Annotated in this window: 10 protein-coding genes; 6 read left to right on the plus strand and 4 right to left on the minus strand. The window is 63.1% G+C overall.

The annotated features are described in order from the left end of the window. Positions 1–32 precede the first annotated feature (32 nt). The 3 genes from hemH to NKJ55_RS00615 all read left to right on the plus strand — a co-directional run bounded on the left by hemH (position 33) and on the right by NKJ55_RS00615 (position 2,654). Entirely contained in the window at positions 33–1,097 is a 1,065-nt protein-coding gene (gene hemH, locus NKJ55_RS00605) for a ferrochelatase (protein WP_352448222.1), read from the plus strand. 131 nt (positions 1,098–1,228) lie between these two features. Continuing rightward, positions 1,229–2,179: an SPFH domain-containing protein gene (locus NKJ55_RS00610; protein ID WP_352448223.1), complete on the plus strand. Its 951-nt coding sequence runs from the start codon at positions 1,229–1,231 to the stop codon at positions 2,177–2,179. A 10-nt stretch (positions 2,180–2,189) separates the two neighbouring features. Further along, positions 2,190–2,654, plus strand: a complete 465-nt coding sequence (locus NKJ55_RS00615; RefSeq protein ID WP_023675390.1) for an NfeD family protein — start codon at positions 2,190–2,192, stop codon at positions 2,652–2,654. A 7-nt stretch (positions 2,655–2,661) separates the two neighbouring features. Here NKJ55_RS00615 and NKJ55_RS00620 read toward each other — a convergent pair whose 3' ends face one another. Further along, positions 2,662–3,663, minus strand: a complete 1,002-nt coding sequence (locus NKJ55_RS00620) for a KpsF/GutQ family sugar-phosphate isomerase (protein WP_023675389.1) — start codon at positions 3,661–3,663, stop codon at positions 2,662–2,664. 177 nt (positions 3,664–3,840) lie between these two features. Between NKJ55_RS00620 and NKJ55_RS00625 the strand changes: the two genes are divergently transcribed. Next, complete coding sequence (locus NKJ55_RS00625) at positions 3,841–5,580, plus strand: outer membrane beta-barrel protein (RefSeq protein ID WP_502904443.1); 1,740 nt, start codon at positions 3,841–3,843, stop codon at positions 5,578–5,580. Positions 5,581–5,712: 132 nt separating this feature from the next. Here the strand turns inward: NKJ55_RS00625 and galU are convergent, their stop codons facing one another. Next, positions 5,713–6,618, minus strand: a complete 906-nt coding sequence (galU, locus tag NKJ55_RS00630; RefSeq protein ID WP_352448225.1) for a UTP--glucose-1-phosphate uridylyltransferase GalU — start codon at positions 6,616–6,618, stop codon at positions 5,713–5,715. A 207-nt stretch (positions 6,619–6,825) separates the two neighbouring features. On the opposite strand from galU, the gene NKJ55_RS00635 reads away from it, so the two are divergent. Continuing rightward, complete coding sequence (locus NKJ55_RS00635) at positions 6,826–8,052, plus strand: lytic murein transglycosylase (RefSeq protein WP_352448226.1); 1,227 nt, start codon at positions 6,826–6,828, stop codon at positions 8,050–8,052. 26 nt (positions 8,053–8,078) lie between these two features. Continuing rightward, positions 8,079–9,326 carry an SGNH/GDSL hydrolase family protein gene (locus tag NKJ55_RS00640; RefSeq protein WP_352448227.1) on the plus strand — a complete coding sequence of 416 codons (1,248 nt, stop codon included), beginning with the start codon at positions 8,079–8,081 and terminating at the stop codon, positions 9,324–9,326. Between the two features lie 22 nt (positions 9,327–9,348). On the opposite strand, the gene NKJ55_RS00645 is transcribed toward NKJ55_RS00640, so the two are convergent. Both NKJ55_RS00645 and gltB read right to left on the minus strand, forming a co-directional pair. Next, the gene (locus tag NKJ55_RS00645) at positions 9,349–10,803 is read right to left on the minus strand and encodes a glutamate synthase subunit beta (RefSeq protein ID WP_352448228.1); all 1,455 of its coding nucleotides are present in this window, start codon (positions 10,801–10,803) and stop codon (positions 9,349–9,351) included. 143 nt (positions 10,804–10,946) lie between these two features. Continuing rightward, positions 10,947–15,677, minus strand: a complete 4,731-nt coding sequence (gltB, locus tag NKJ55_RS00650; RefSeq protein WP_352448229.1) for a glutamate synthase large subunit — start codon at positions 15,675–15,677, stop codon at positions 10,947–10,949. Between the last annotated feature and the right edge of the window lie 301 nt (positions 15,678–15,978).

Consider the following 15,978-nt stretch of genomic DNA (forward strand, 5'->3'; position numbering starts at 1 on the left):
GGCACCGTTGGTTCGCGGTGTTGGAGAACCTCATGGCGCTTGCCAACCCTGCTGAAATCAAAGCCGAGAAGACTGCCGCCTCGCCGTCGGCAGGGCGCCCTCTGGTCAGGACCGGCAAGGTCGGTGTCATGCTGATCAATCTCGGCACCCCGGACGGCACCGGCTTCAAGCCGATGTGGCGCTACCTCCGGGAGTTCCTGTCCGATCCGCGCGTCATCGAGCTCAACAAGGCGATCTGGTATCCGATCCTCTACGGCGTGGTCCTCACCACCCGGCCGAAGAAATCAGGGGCCAACTATGCCAGGATATGGAACCGGGAGCGCAACGAGTCGCCGCTGCGAACCTACACCCGCGCCCAGGCCGAGAAGCTCGGGCTCGCGCTCGGCGAGCTACCCAACGTCGTCGTCGACTGGGCGATGCGCTACGGCAACCCTTCGACCGAGAGCGTGGCCGAGAGACTGGTCGAGCAAGGCTGCGACCGCATCCTGTCTTTCCCGCTCTATCCGCAATATTCGGCGACGACGACTGCGACTGCCAACGACCAGCTGTTTCGCGCGCTGATGAAGATGCGCCGCGCCCCGGCCATTCGCAGCGTGCCACCCTATTACAACGAGCCGGCCTATATCGAGGCGCTCACCCGTTCGATCGAAAAGCATCTGGCGAGCCTCGACTTCGAACCGGAAATTGTCATCGCTTCCTATCACGGCATTCCGAAACCCTATTCCGACAAGGGCGACCCCTACCACGCCCATTGCCTCGAGACGACCCGACTGCTGCGCGAAAAGCTCGGCTGGGATGAAAACAAGCTGATTACCACCTTCCAGTCGCGCTTCGGCGCGCAGGAGTGGCTGCAGCCCTACACCGACAAGACGGTCGAAAGACTAGGGCGCGAAGGCGTGAAATCGGTCGCCATCGTCAATCCAGGATTTTCCGTCGACTGCATCGAGACGCTGGACGAGATCGGCAGGGAAGCGTCCGAGACCTTCCATCATGCCGGCGGCGAAAAGTTCGCACACATCCCTTGCCTCAACGACAGTGCCGAGGGCATGGCGGTGATCGAGGCGATGGTGCGGCGCGAGCTGTCCGGCTGGGCCTGAACAGATCACCCGTCTATGCACCCGCAATCCGTGATCACCTGATTGTAACATTGCTGAAACACACTTAAGTGTTTGATGGGAATCGGTCGCGTGGAATATCCAACATGGCCGGCCTTTGAGGGGAGAGCCAAATGGGTTTCAGTGGTTTTGATATCGCGCTTCTTGTTCTTGTCGCCCTTGTCGTGCTGGTGCTTATCAAGGGCTTCCGAACAATTCCGCAAGGCTATAATTATACCGTCGAACGTTTTGGCCGTTACACCAAGACATTGAACCCAGGCCTCAACCTGATCGTGCCTTTCGTCGACCGTGTCGGCGCCAAGATGAACATGATGGAGCAGGTGCTCGACGTTCCGACGCAGGAGATCATCACCCGCGACAATGCCACCGTTGCCGTCGATGGCATCGCCTTCTATCAGGTGCTCAACGCGGCGCAGGCCGCCTACCAGGTCTCCGGCCTGCAGAATGCGATTCTCAATCTCACGATGACCAACATCCGCACCGTGATGGGCTCGATGGACCTCGACGAACTTTTGTCGAACCGCGACGCCATCAACGAGCGCCTGCTGCGCGTCGTTGACGAGGCGGCGCATCCCTGGGGCATCAAGATCACTCGTGTCGAGATCAAGGACATCAACCCGCCGGCCAATCTCGTCGAATCGATGGGCCGACAGATGATGGCCGAGCGCAATAAGCGCGCGCAGATCCTCGCCGCCGAAGGCCTCAAGCAATCGCAGATCCTGGAGGCCGAAGGCCGCAAGGAAGCCGCCTTCCGCGATGCCGAGGCGCGCGAGCGCTCGGCCGAGGCTGAAGCACGCGCCACGCAGGTGGTGTCGGAGGCGATTTCCAAAGGCGACGTGCAGGCGCTCAACTACTTCGTCGCGCTGAAATACACCGAAGCGCTGACCAAGATCGGCTCAGCGACAAATAGCAAGCTCGTGCTGATGCCGATGGAGGCCTCATCGCTGATCGGCACGCTCGGCGGTATTGGCGAAATCGCCAAGGAAGTTTTCCGAAGCGAAGGCACCGCCGGTGCCGCACGACAGGCTGCCCGCCCGCCGGTCGTTCGTCCGAGCGAAACCTGAGGCCACAGCCATGCTCGACCGCATTGTTTCCGAACTCGGCCCGTGGAGCTGGATGGTCCTCGGCTTCGTCCTGCTGGTAATGGAGGTCATCGCGCCGGGCATTTTCATGCTGTGGATCGGCATTGCCGCGCTGCTGATCGGCGTCGTCTCACTGCTCATCTGGGATGCCGGTTTCTGGACCTGGCAAGTCCAGGTCCTCGCCTTCCTCGCGCTGTCGCTGGTCTCGGCCTATGTCGGCAAGCGGCTGGTGGGCGGGCGCCATGATGAAACCGACCAGCCCCTGCTCAACCGTCGCGGCGCACAGATGGTCGGCCGGACGGCGACCCTTGCCGAGCCGATCAAGGACGGGCGCGGCCGCGTAAAGCTGGGCGACACGTTGTGGCGCGTCTCCGGCCCTGACCTGCCGGCCGGCACGCAAGTGCGCGTGACGGGCGCCGCTGATACCGACCTGGAACTGACGGTCGAGGCGGTCTAGAAGCCCGCTAGGCAGCACCGATGCGCAGCAGGTCGTGCAGATGGACGAGCCCGATCGGCCGCCTGCCTTCGACCACCATCAGGCTGGTGATAGCCGAGTCGTTGATCGTCTGCAGCGCCGTCGCAACAAGCGTGTCGGGCGCGGCCATTTTCGGCTCTCTGGTCATCACCTGATCGACGCTCATTGCCAGGAGATCGCTGCCGATATGGCGCCTGATGTCGCCATCGGTGATGATGCCGATCAGCTTGCCGTCCGCGGCAGTCACGGCCACGCAGCCAAACCCCTTGCGCGACAATTCGAGGATTGCCTCGCGCATGCCGGTACCTGACGACACCAGCGGCAGCCTGTCGCCGACATGCATGATCTCGCGGATCTGCGTCAGGTTGGCTCCGAGCTGGCCGCCGGGATGGAACGTGCGGAAATGGTCCGGGGTGAAGCCGCGTGCCTCGAGCAGCGCTATGGCCAGCGCATCGCCCATCACCATTTGCAATAGTGTCGAGGTCGTCGGCGCAAGCCCGTGCGGGCAGGCTTCCGGTGCTCGCGGCAGCAGAAGCACAACGTCGGCCGCGCGCGCCAGAGCCGATTTTTCACCCGCGGTGACCGCGACCAGCGGGATCGAGAAGCGCCTCGAATAGGCGATGATGCCCTTGAGCTCAAGGCTTTCGCCCGACCACGAAAGCGCGATTATGGCGTCGTTTCTGGCGATCATCCCAAGGTCGCCGTGATTGGCTTCGGCAGGGTGGACGAAGAAGGCCGGCGTGCCGGTCGAGGCAAGCGTTGCGGCGATCTTCGAGCCGATATGGCCGCTTTTGCCGACCCCGGTGACGATGACGCGGCCATCGATCTGCGACACCATGCCGACGGCTCGTGCGAACGGCTCGGCCAGCCCGTTTTCGAGAGCGTCTGCCAGTGCCGCGACGCCGGCCTGCTCCGTCGCCACGGTTCTCAGCGCCGAGGCAATCGCGGCCTGCCCGTCATGCCGCTTCCTGTCTGGGGATTTCACGTCCATGGACGATGCGATTAGCGCTTCGGCGCGCGCGTGTCCAACGGAATTGCCGTCCCGAACCTCCTGACGGGCCATGCCTCAACGCTCCGTTAACCATCCCCATTTACGGTTTCGTAAGTATGGCGCGCGTGCGCCGCGCAAGCAGTGGTGCCGATGTCCGGGTTTCAGCCTCAAAACAAAATGGGACGAAAGGGCAAGGCGGTCTGCGCTTTGCTGCTGGCAACCAGTGTCTTTGCGTTGTCGCGGCCGGCACTGCTTTGCGCCCAGGAAACCGAGCTGCGCGGCGAGGTTTCGGAATCGACGATCCTGGACGACCAGCAGTACAAGATCAGGCAATCGAGCATAGCCGGAACCCAAGCCGCGCAGGCTGCTGCAACCGCCAACGACAATACGCCGCTGCCTACCTACCGCCCGGCCAGCCAAGGGGCGTTGCCTGACGACGGCACGGGCGAGGCGGCCACAACCGGCGGCACTTTCGATCAACCAGCGGCCAGCGGCGACCCATTTCCCGACAACCCTGCTCCGCCCCCCCGACGGCGGCCAAGCGCGACGCAACACGCCGCCAATGCGGCCAACGCCGAAGACGAGACCGCTGACAGCCAGAAGCGCAAGAGAACCGCGACTACAGCCGCGGCGGCGACCGATGACACCGATACCGCCGCCATAGACGAGCAGGATACGGTCAACCGCCGTGCCGTCACCATCGATTCCGCCGAGAGGCTCAAGCTCGACCCCGGCGCCGAGCGCACCGAAGCCATCGAAGGCCAGGACAAGAAGAACGAGGACGACCCGTTCGCCGCCACCGGCATCAAGCTCGGCTCCTTCGTGATCCGGCCGACGCTCGAGCAAGGCCTGACGTCTTCGACAAACGCCGATTCGAGCAGCCTCGGCAAGCCGGCCTTGCTGTCGGAAACGACGCTGCGCTTCAACGCCGTCTCCGACTGGCGGGAGAATTCGGCGACGGTTGAGGGCTATGGCATCTTCCGCGAAACCTTGTCCGGCTATGACATTCACGAGGCGCAAGGCCGCGTCGACGGCACACTCAACATCGATCTCGACAATGATCTGCGCGCCATCGCCAAGCTGGGCTATGAGGCCTTGCCCGAATCGGCCTCGGCGCCGGACGCGGTCGTCGGCGCCGTTGGCCAGCCGGTGCGCCAGACCGTGAACGGCAGTCTCGCCGTCGAGAAGGATGCCGGCAAGATGCGCTTCGCGCTGACCGGCGCGGTCGAGCACGACATCTTTGGCGACGCCAAGCTTTCGTCGGGCGGATCGCTGTCGCAGAAGGGCCGCGACTCGACGCTCTACTCGGCCATTTTGCGTACCGGTTACGAGATCTCGCCTGCCATCACCCCGTTCACCGAAATCGAGATCGGCCGGCGCGCTTATGATTTGCGTGTCGATCCAAACGGCTTCCAGCGCTCCTCGACCAGGCTTGGCGCACGGGCCGGCGTCGAGCTCGATCTCCGCGAGAAGCTTACCGGCGAGTTCTCGGTCGGCTGGCTGCGCGAAGCTATCGACGACGATGCCCTGCCGGCTATTTCGGGCGCGACGGTCAATGCCGATCTCAAATGGTCGCCGGAACGCGGCACCACGATCGGGCTCACCGCACAGACGACCGCCGAGAACACGACGAATGCGGGCGAAAGCGGCGACATGCTCTATTCCGGCAGCCTCACCGGCGAGCGGCAGATCCGCGCCAACCTGACCGGAAATGCCGCTCTCGGCCTTGAATGGCGCGACTATACCGGCTCCGACGATCATGATTTGACGCTGAGCGCCGAGGTTGGGCTGACGTGGTGGCTGAACCGCTACACCGGGCTCACCACCCGCGCCAGGACTGAAAAACTGACCAGCAACCTGGTTGGGCGCGACTACACGGCCAACAGTATCTTCGTCGGCTTGAAGTTGCAGCGCTAAATGCATGTCGCGCAAAAGTGTGCAGCGGTTTTGCGATAACGACTTGCGTAAAACAAGAACCTAAAGCGCGTCGCATGAGGCCGGTCGAACGCGGCGCGCTTTAGCCGATCAGCGCGGCAACCGGTGTTGAAACTACAAGGCTACGCCGCGGCGTTCTGACGGCGCGAGTTCGTCGAGAAGCGTGCGAATGACACCGGCCATGCTGGCATTCATGTCTCTGCGCCACAGTGCGAAGGCAACGTTGGCCTCGACGAAGCCTTCGGGCGAGCCGCAGTCGAACGTTCGCCCGCGGTAGTGGTAGCCGTAGAAGGGCTGTTGCTTCTGCAGCTTCAGCATTGCATCGGTGAGCTGGATCTCGTTGCCGGCGCCTTTTTCCTGACCTTCGAGTATCTTGAATATCTCCGGCTGCAGGATATAGCGCCCGTTGATGTAGAGGTTCGACGGCGCCGTGCCGGTCTTCGGCTTTTCCACCATGCCGGAGATGCGGAAACCGTGATGCGCGGCCTCGCCGCGGCCGACAATGCCGTATTTGTGCGCCTCGGCCGGATCGCATTCCTGCACGGCGACGATGTTGTTGCCGGTCTCGGCGTAAAGCTCGACCATGTCCTTCATGCAGCTTTTTTCCGACTGCATGATCATGTCGGGCAACAGCAGCGCAAAGGGCTCGTCGCCGACGAGCTCGCGCGCGCACCAGACGGCGTGACCAAGGCCGAGCGGTACCTGCTGGCGGGTGAAGCTGGTCTGCCCCGGCGCCGGCTGCAGCCGCTGCAGGCGGGCGAGCTGGTCGTCCTTGCCGCGCTGCGCAAGCGTGTCGTAGAGCTCGAATTGGACATCGAAGTGATCCTCGATGACCGCCTTGTTGCGGCCGGTCACAAAGATGAAATGCTCGATCCCGGCTTCGCGCGCCTCATCGACCACATACTGGATGACCGGCCTGTCGACGACCGTCAGCATTTCCTTGGGAATGGCCTTGGTGGCGGGGAGAAAGCGCGTGCCGAGACCGGCAACCGGGAACACTGCCTTGCGAACTCTCTTCATGTGCCAATTATCCATTTGCATGCCTGTTCGGCAATCCCGATTCGAGACATTTTCATGCCGAAATCGAGGATTACTGAACGGCGGGTCAGAAATCTCAGCTGGTAAAGCATTGACGCATCTTTTCACCCCGGACGGCACCTATGGTAAACCAAATGCTAACCGGGTTCGGCGATGAATAGTCTTCCTGAGATGAAGAAGGAGGAAAAGATGTCCGTTCGCAACGCCGCAAGGCGCTTCACCAGCGTCCTGACGGCCGCCAGCCTCTCGCTTGCCTTGCTCATGCCCAGCGGGTCGGCTTTTGCCGATGCCGGCTTCCGCCAATGGGTCGCCAGCTTCCGTGCTACCGCCGTGGCGAGCGGCGTTTCCGGCTCCGTCTACGACCAGGCATTCAAGGGCATCAACGATGCTGACCCGGTGGTGCTGGAAAAGGCCCGTACTCAACCCGAATTCACCGCACCCGCTTGGGATTATTTCGACAACCGCGTCCATGACCAGTCGGTCGCCGTCGGCCAGCAGATGGCAAGGAAATGGAAGCCTTGGCTGGACAGGATCGAGGCAAGATACGGCGTCGACCGCTACATCCTGCTGGCCATCTGGTCTATGGAATCTAACTACGGCGAAACCCTCAAGCGCGATAATATCATGCGCAATGTGGTGCGCTCGCTGGCGACGCTTGGTTATGCCGACCCGAAGCGAGCGAAATTTGCCCGCACCCAACTGATCGCGGCGCTGAAGATCCTGCAGACCGGCGACATCGACGAAAGCCATCTCAGCGGCTCATGGGCCGGCGCGATGGGCCATACCCAGTTCATCCCCACCAGCTACCAGTCCTATGCGGTCGATATGGACGGCAACGGCAAGCGCGACATCTGGAATTCGATTCCCGACGCTCTGGCGACAGCCGCCAATTTGCTGAGGAAGAACGGCTGGCAGGCAGGCAAGACCTGGGGTTATGAGGTCAGCCTTCCGGACGGCAAGAAGCTGCCCGGAGGCTCGAAGTCGCTGTCGCAATGGCAGGCGCTGGGCGTCACCCGTGCCAACGGCAAGCCGTTCAAGAACGGTGCGGACACGGCGACTTTGAAGCTGCCCGGCGGCCGCGGCGGGCCAGCCTTCCTGATGATCAAGAATTTCTCCGTCATCAAGCGTTACAACAATGCCGACAAATATGCGCTCGCCGTGGGCCTTCTTGCCGACGAAATCGCCGGCTATGGCGGGCTTGTGCAGGACTGGAAGCGACCGTTTACCAAGCTCTCCTTCGAGGAAAGGCAGGAGCTTCAGAAGCGACTTTCCGAGCACGGCTATTACGACGGCAAGTTCGACGGCAAGATCGGTGACGGATCGAAAACCGCCATCATGGCCTTCCAGGCAAAGGCTGGCTTGACCCAGGACGGGTATCCGAGCAAGGAAGTGCTCAAATGGCTCAGGCAGAACTAGAGCCGGTTGCGGGATGGAGAGGGTGATTGGTTTCGGCTGCGCGCATCCGGTTAATCGTTCGTCGCGTGCCGATCGTGGTTCTGGCGATCGCCGTTCTGGCAGTCGGCGCAGCCAGTGCCTTTCATACCTCGGCCATGGCGCAGGAGCCGGAAAGTCGTGGCTGGTCGCTGCGCGACCTGTTGTTTCCGCGCAGAAGCGAGCGGTTTGAGCAGCCGCCGCCCGAATTCCAGAGAGAATTCCAGAGAACAAAGCCCAGGCCCAAGCTGAGAAAGCCCCGGTCAGTTCGCCGGCCGCCGCCGGCCGAGCCGACAACCCCGGTGGCCGAGAAGGCGCCGGATGCACGCGTCGTTCTGGTGGTCGGCGATTTCATGGCGTCTGGGCTGGCTGAGGGGCTCGACGCCGCCTTTGCCGAGAACACTGGCGTCAGGATCGTCATCCGTGCCAACGGATCGTCCGGCTTCGTGCGTGACGATGTCTACAACTGGCCAGGCCAGGTCAAGTCGCTGATCGCCGCCGAAAAACCGGCAGCCGTTGTCGTCATGCTCGGATCCAACGACCGGCAGCAGATGCGCGTCGGCGATGTGCGCGAGCAGCCGCGATCCGAAAACTGGACCAAGGAATACGAGCGCCGGACCGAAGCGTTCGGCAAGGCCATCGCAGCAACCAAGGTGCCGTATCTGTGGGTTGGCATGCCGGCCTTCCGGGTCTCGAAAATGACCTCCGACATGCTGGCCTTCAACGACATCTTCCGCTCGTCCGCCGAAAGCCACGGCGGCGAATTCGTCGACGTCTGGGACGGGTTCGTCGACGAGAACGGCGCCTTCATCACCAGCGGACCGGACATCAACGGCCAATCGGTGCGCCTGCGCTCCGACGACGGCATCAACATGTCGAAGGCCGGCAAGCGCAAGCTCGCCTTCTATACCGAAAAGCCGCTGATGAAGATCCTTGGGCTGGCCGCGCCGGGAAGCGTGGTGACAGCGTCTGCCCCGGCCGGCGCTCCCGTCGAGGCGCCGTCACCTGCTGCCGCACCGATAGCTGTCGATCGCACCGCGCCGATGCTGCTCAGCGATCCGGCGCTGGACGGCGGCTCGGAACTTCTCGGCGCCGCCCCGCCGGCAAAAGCTGACAAGAATTTGCCGGGCGAAAGGCTGATCGTCGAGGGCAAGGCGCCCGACGCCTCACCGGGCCGCGCCGATGACTTCTCCTGGCCGCCCAAGACACAACCTGCGACGGCGGCCGCATCCGATACGACGACGGCGATCCGCCAGTAAACAGAACCTCTTCGGAACTGGCTCAGCGCGGCAGCACGCTCGATCCCATCAGCGCCTCGTCGATGGCGCGCGCCGCCTGGCGGCCCTCGCGGATCGCCCAGACGACCAGCGACTGGCCGCGCCGCACGTCGCCCGCCGCATAGAGCCTTTCGACGCTGGTCCTGTAGTCCCGGTCATTGGCCTCGACATTCTTCGAACGGCGGCTGTCGGTGACGATCTTCATCTGCCCGTCGAGTTCCGAGACCGGCCCGCGAGCGGCTGGCCCGGCAAAGCCGATGGCGATGAACGCGAGATCGGCGCGGATGACGAATTCGGTGCCGGCGATTGGCTTGCGCTTTTCGTCGACCTCGCAGCATTTGACCCCGGTCAGCTGGCCGTCCTCGCCGATGAATTCAAGCGTCGCCACCTGGAATTCGCGCTCGGCGCCTTCGGCCTGCGACGATGACGTGCGCATCTTGGTCGCCCAGTAGGGCCAGACCGACAGCTTGTCTTCCTTTTCCGGCGGCTGCGGCCGGATGTCGAGCTGGGTGACGCGCACCGCGCCCTGGCGGAAGGCGGTGCCGACGCAGTCTGAGGCAGTGTCGCCGCCGCCGACGACGACGACATGCTGGCCGCCGGCGACGATCGGGCGCGACGGCCATGCGACCGACTGGATCGGCTCGCCGCCGATACGCTTGTTCTGCTGCACCAGATAGGGCATGGCGTCGTGCACGCCGTCGAGATCGTCGCCCGGGATGTTGGCCGGGCGCGGCGTTTCGGAACCGCCGCAATAGAGCACGGCATCATATTCGGCGAGCAGTTCGGCGACCGGCTTGTCGACGCCGACATTGACGCCGCAATGGAAGCTGACACCTTCGCCCTGCATCTGCTCGATGCGCCGGTCGATATAATGCTTCTCGATCTTGAAATCGGGGATGCCGTAGCGCATCAGCCCGCCCGGCCGGCTCTCGCGCTCATAGACGTGAACGTCATGGCCTGCGCGGCCGAGTTGCTGGGCAGCCGCCATGCCTGCCGGCCCCGAGCCGATGATCGCGACGCGCTTGCCGGTCTTCCGTTCCGGCGGATAGGGCCGGATATGGCCGGTTTCATAGGCTTTGTCGGCAATCGCCTGCTCGATCGTCTTGATGGCGACCGGAATATCCTCGAGGTTCAGCGTGCAGGCTTCCTCGCAAGGTGCGGGGCAGATGCGGCCGGTAAATTCCGGAAAATTGTTGGTCGAATGCAGGTTGCGGATCGCGTTTTCCCAGTCGCCATTGTAGACGAGGTCGTTCCAGTCCGGGATCTGGTTGTGGATCGGGCAGCCGGTCGGTCCATGGCAATACGGAATGCCGCAATCCATGCACCGCGCGGCCTGTTTCTCGACCTCCTTGTCCGACATCGGCAGGGTGAACTCGCGGAAATGCCGGATGCGGTCGGAAGCCGGCTGGTACTTGTGCACCTGCCGGTCGATCTCGAGAAATCCTGTTACCTTGCCCATAGTCCAGTCCCTGCTGTCCGGAAGGCACGCCTGGCGACGCACCCGTTAACCTCATAAGGCAGCTGTGGCAACCTTCAGTCCGAGGTCAGGATTGTTGATGAAGGTGGTTGCCGGGACGCATGGCCTCCCGGCAATTTCCAAATCTATTCCGCCGCCACGTTCATGCGCATCCGCTCCATCTCGATCAGCGCGCGGCGGTATTCGACCGGCATGATCTTCCGGAATTTCGGCCGGAAAGTCGCCCAGTCGTCGAGGATTTCGCGACCTCGTACCGAGCCGGTGTAGTGGACGTGGTTGGAGATCAGCTGGTAGAGCCGCTCCTCGTCATGGCTGGTCATATCGCCGGATATGTCGACACGGCCCTTATGGTCGAGATCGCCGCCATGGTGGAGCAGCTTTTCCATCAGGTCGTCCTCTTCCGGAACCGGCTCCAGCTCGACCATCGCCATGTTGCAGCGTTCGGCGAAATCACCCGCCTCGTCGAGCACATAGGCGACGCCGCCCGACATGCCGGCGGCGAAGTTGCGGCCGGTCTGGCCGATGACGACGACGATACCGCCAGTCATGTATTCGCAACCATGGTCGCCGACGCCTTCAACGACGGCGGCGACACCCGAATTGCGCACGGCAAAACGCTCGCCGGCAACGCCGCAGAAATAGGCCTCGCCCTCGGTTGCGCCGTAGAGCACGGTATTGCCGACAATAATGGACTCGGCAGCAACGATTTTCGTGTTCTCCGGCGGGCGGATGACAATGCGGCCACCCGACAGGCCCTTGCCGACATAGTCGTTGGCAGCGCCCACCAGTTCGAACGAGACACCCCGCGCCAGGAAGGCGCCAAAGGACTGGCCGGCCGTGCCGGTGAGCTTGACCGAGATCGTGTCCTCGCGCAGGCCCTTGTGCTTGAAGCGCTTTGCCACCTCGCCCGACAGCATGGCGCCGGTCGAACGGTCGACGTTGCGGATCGGCAGTTCGATACTGACCGGCTGCCTGGCTTCGAGCGCCGGCTTTGCGAGTTCGATCAGCTTGCGGTCGAGCACGTCGTCGATCGGATGCTTCTGCCGCTCGGTCCAGTGCACCGCCTCGTGCGGCGCATCGGGCTTGTAGAACATCTTGCTGAAGTCGAGCCCGCGTGCCTTCCAGTGCTGGATCAGCTCGCGCTTTTCCAGAAGGTCGGTGTCGCCGATGATCTGGTCGAGATGGGTGTAGCCCATCTCGACAAGCAGCGCCCGCACCTCTTCCGCCACATAGAAGAAGAAGTTGATGACGTGCTCGGGCGTGCCCTTGAAGCGCTTGCGCAGCACCGGGTCCTGTGTCGCGACGCCGACGGGGCAGGTGTTGAGATGGCACTTGCGCATCATGATGCAGCCGGCCGCGATCAACGGCGCGGTCGAAAAGCCGAACTCGTCGGCGCCGAGCAGTGCGCCGATAATGACGTCACGCCCGGTGCGCAGGCCGCCGTCGACCTGCAGCGCGACGCGCGACCTGAGGCCGTTGAGCACCAGCGTCTGGTGCGTCTCGGCAAGGCCCATCTCCCACGGGCTGCCGGCATGCTTGAGCGAGGTCAGCGGCGAGGCACCGGTGCCGCCGTCATAGCCTGATATGGTGATGTGGTCGGCACGCGCCTTGGCGACGCCGGCCGCAACCGTGCCGACGCCGACTTCCGAGACCAGCTTGACCGATACGTCGGCCGCCGGATTGACGTTCTTCAGGTCGTAGATGAGCTGCGCCAGATCCTCGATCGAATAGATGTCGTGATGCGGCGGCGGCGAGATCAGGCCGACGCCCGGCGTCGAGTGCCTGACCTTTGCTATGGTCGCATCGACCTTGTGACCCGGCAGCTGGCCGCCCTCGCCTGGCTTCGCCCCTTGCGCGACCTTGATCTGCATCATGTCGGAATTGACCAGATACTCCGCCGTGACGCCAAAGCGTCCCGAGGCGACCTGCTTGATCGCCGAGCGTTCGGGGTTCTTGCCGCCGCCCGGCAGTGGCAGATAGCGGTCGGCCTCTTCGCCGCCCTCGCCGGTGTTCGACTTGCCGCCGATGGCGTTCATGGCGCGCGCCAGCGTCGTGTGCGCTTCCCTTGAGATCGAGCCGAAGGACATCGCCCCGGTCGAGAAGCGCTTGACTATATCGGCCGCCGGCATCACCTCGTCGAGCGTGACCTTCTTACGCCCGGTCTCTTGCGCAAGCTTGATCTTGAACAGGCCGCGAATGGTCTGCGCCTGCGCCGTCTCGCTGTCGATCTGGGCGGAATAGTCCTTGAACGTCTCCCACGAGCCTTGGCGCACGGCGTGCTGCAAGGTCGCCACTGCGTCGGGCGACCAGATATGGGCCTCGCCGCGCATGCGGAACATGTATTCGCCGCCGACCTCGAGGCTGTTGCGCAGCACCGGGTCGTTGCCGAAGCCGTCGGTGTGGCGGCTGACCGTTTCGGCGGCGATCTCGTCCAGCCCGACGCCTTCGATCAGCGTCGCCGTGCCGGTGAAGTACTTCTGCACGAAGTCCGACTTCAGGCCGATGGCGTCGAATATCTGCGCGCCGCAATAGGACTGGTATGTGGAGATGCCCATCTTGGACATCACCTTGAGGATGCCCTTGCCGATCGACTTGATGTAGCGGGAGACGACTTCGTAGGCATCGACCTCCGCCGGCAATTCGCCACGCTTGTGCATGTCGAGCAGCGTGTCGAAAGCGAGATAGGGATTGATCGCCTCGGCGCCGTAGCCGGCGAGACAGCAGAAATGATGCACCTCGCGCGGCTCGCCGGATTCCACGACGAGGCCAACGGAGGTGCGCAATCCCTTGCGGATCAAATGATGGTGCACGGCCGCAGTCGCCAGCAGTGCCGGAATGGCAATGCGATCCGGGCCGAGCTGACGGTCCGAAAGGATGATGATGTTGTAGCCGCCGGCGACCGCCGCCTCGGCGCGCTCGCATAGCCGGTCGATGGCGCCCTGCATGCCGGCCGCGCCTTCATTCGAACCGTAAGTGATGTCGATCGTCTTGGTGTCGAAACGGTCTTCGGTGTGGCCGACGGAGCGCAGCTTCTCCAGATCGCCGTTCGTCAGGATCGGTTGGCGCACTTCGAGCCGCTTGCGGCGCGAATTGCCGACAAGATCGAAGATGTTGGGCCGCGGCCCGATGAAGGACACCAGGCTCATCACCAACTCCTCGCGGATCGGGTCGATCGGCGGATTGGTGACCTGTGCGAAATTCTGCTTGAAATAGGTGTAGAGCAGCTTCGATCTGTCCGACATTGCCGAAATCGGCGTGTCGGTACCCATCGAGCCGACGGCTTCCTGGCCGGTGGTCGCCATCGGCGACATCAACAGCTTGGTGTCCTCCTGGGTGTAGCCAAACGCCTGCTGGCGGTCGAGCAGTGAGACATCCCTGCGCAGGGCGCGCGGCTCGACCGGGTTCAGATCCTCGAGGATGAGCTGTGTGTTGGCGAGCCAGCTCTTGTAGGGATGCCTGGTCGCGATCTCCGACTTGATTTCCTCGTCGGAAACGATGCGGCCCTTGTCCAGGTCGATCAGCAGCATGCGGCCGGGCTGCAGCCGCCACTTCTTGACGATCCTTTCCTCCGGCACTGGCAGCACGCCGGCTTCCGAGGCCATGATGACGCGGTCATCATCGGTGACGATGTAGCGCGCCGGCCGCAGCCCGTTGCGGTCGAGCGTGGCACCGATCTGGCGGCCGTCGGTGAAGGCAACCGCCGCTGGCCCGTCCCACGGCTCCATCAGGGCTGCGTGATACTCGTAGAAGGCCTTGCGGTCCTGACCCATCAGCTTGTTGCCGGCCCAGGCTTCCGGGATTAGCATCATCATGGCGTGGGCGAGCGAATAGCCGCCCTGCGTCAGGAATTCGAGCGCATTGTCGAAGCAGGCGGTGTCCGACTGCCCTTCATAGGAGATCGGCCACAGCTTCGAGATGTCGTTGCCGAACAGTTCGGAATCGACCGAGGCCTGCCGCGCCGCCATCCAGTTGACGTTGCCGCGCAGCGTATTGATCTCGCCATTGTGGGCGACCATGCGGTAGGGATGCGCCAGCTTCCACGACGGGAACGTGTTGGTCGAGAAGCGCTGGTGGACCAGGATCAGCGCCGTCTCGAAACGCGGGTCGGTGAGGTCCTTGTAGTAGGCGCCGACCTGATAGGCCAGGAACATGCCCTTGTAGACGATGGTCCGCGACGACATCGAGACGACATAGAAGCCGTTGTCGACGCCTTTGGTCTCTTCGTGGATACGGCCGGAAATGACCTTGCGCAGGATGTAGAGCCGCCGCTCGTAATCGTCGTCGTTCTCGATCTCGGCGCCGCGGCCCAGGAATACCTGTCGGTGCACCGGCTCGGAAGCGGCGATGTCGGGCGCCTTGGACAGCGATGAATTATCGACCGGCACGTCGCGAAAGCCGAGCAGCGGCTGGCCCTCGAGTTGCGCCACCTCGGCGATGATGCCTTCGATATGCGCCTGCAGCTCCGGGTCGCGCGGCATGAACACATGGCCGACTGCATAGTGGCCGGGCTTCGGCAGTTCGACCCCTTGCTTGGCCATCTCCTCGCGGAAGAAGCGGTCCGGCAGCTGCACCAGCACGCCGGCGCCGTCGCCCATCAGCGGATCCGCGCCGACGGCGCCGCGATGCGTCAGGTTTTCGAGCACGGCAAGGCCGTCCTCGACGATCTGATGCGACTTCACGCCCTTCATGTTGACGATGAAGCCGACGCCGCAGGCATCATGCTCGTTGCGCGGATCATAGAGGCCGTGCGCGGCATAGCCGGTGCTGGTTCGCCCAATATTGGTCAGGGACGGATTTTTGACGGCTGCCGCTTTCGTCTGCGCGGCCTTCGTCGCAGATGGCGTCATGTCCGTCATCGTCCTGTCCTCCGTTCCGTCCCCTTCGGGCGCTGGTTTCCGTCGGGAAGCGCGTGGCTCCCCTTTCAATCTTGCGGCACGTCTTGCGAAATTCTTGCCGACCGTGCGGCTTTCCGCATCGTTCGCATATGGTATTCGTACAGGCTGGAGCCAGACTGTCTAGCTGTCGCTCGCGGCAATGCCGCAGAGGCGCAATCATATGCCAATGCGGCCAGTTTTGTGCGACAAAATAAGACAGCACTACTGTCCTAAATTTTTATGACAGAAATTTTGGATGCACACAAGACCGATTCACAAAATT

The organism is Mesorhizobium sp. M0106, assembly GCF_040322715.1.
Taxonomy (GTDB): Bacteria; Pseudomonadota; Alphaproteobacteria; order Rhizobiales; family Rhizobiaceae; genus Mesorhizobium.

Coding starts and splice junctions, on each gene's coding strand:
- hemH (WP_352448222.1), top strand. CDS start 33: ATGGCGCTTGCCAACCCTGCTGAAATCAAAGCCGAGAAGACTGCCGCC.
- NKJ55_RS00610 (WP_352448223.1), top strand. CDS start 1,229: ATGGGTTTCAGTGGTTTTGATATCGCGCTTCTTGTTCTTGTCGCCCTT.
- NKJ55_RS00615 (WP_023675390.1), top strand. CDS start 2,190: ATGCTCGACCGCATTGTTTCCGAACTCGGCCCGTGGAGCTGGATGGTC.
- NKJ55_RS00620 (WP_023675389.1), bottom strand. CDS start 3,663: ATGGACGTGAAATCCCCAGACAGGAAGCGGCATGACGGGCAGGCCGCG.
- NKJ55_RS00625 (WP_502904443.1), top strand. CDS start 3,841: ATGGGACGAAAGGGCAAGGCGGTCTGCGCTTTGCTGCTGGCAACCAGT.
- galU (WP_352448225.1), bottom strand. CDS start 6,618: ATGAAGAGAGTTCGCAAGGCAGTGTTCCCGGTTGCCGGTCTCGGCACG.
- NKJ55_RS00635 (WP_352448226.1), top strand. CDS start 6,826: ATGTCCGTTCGCAACGCCGCAAGGCGCTTCACCAGCGTCCTGACGGCC.
- NKJ55_RS00645 (WP_352448228.1), bottom strand. CDS start 10,803: ATGGGCAAGGTAACAGGATTTCTCGAGATCGACCGGCAGGTGCACAAG.
- gltB (WP_352448229.1), bottom strand. CDS start 15,677: ATGACGGACATGACGCCATCTGCGACGAAGGCCGCGCAGACGAAAGCG.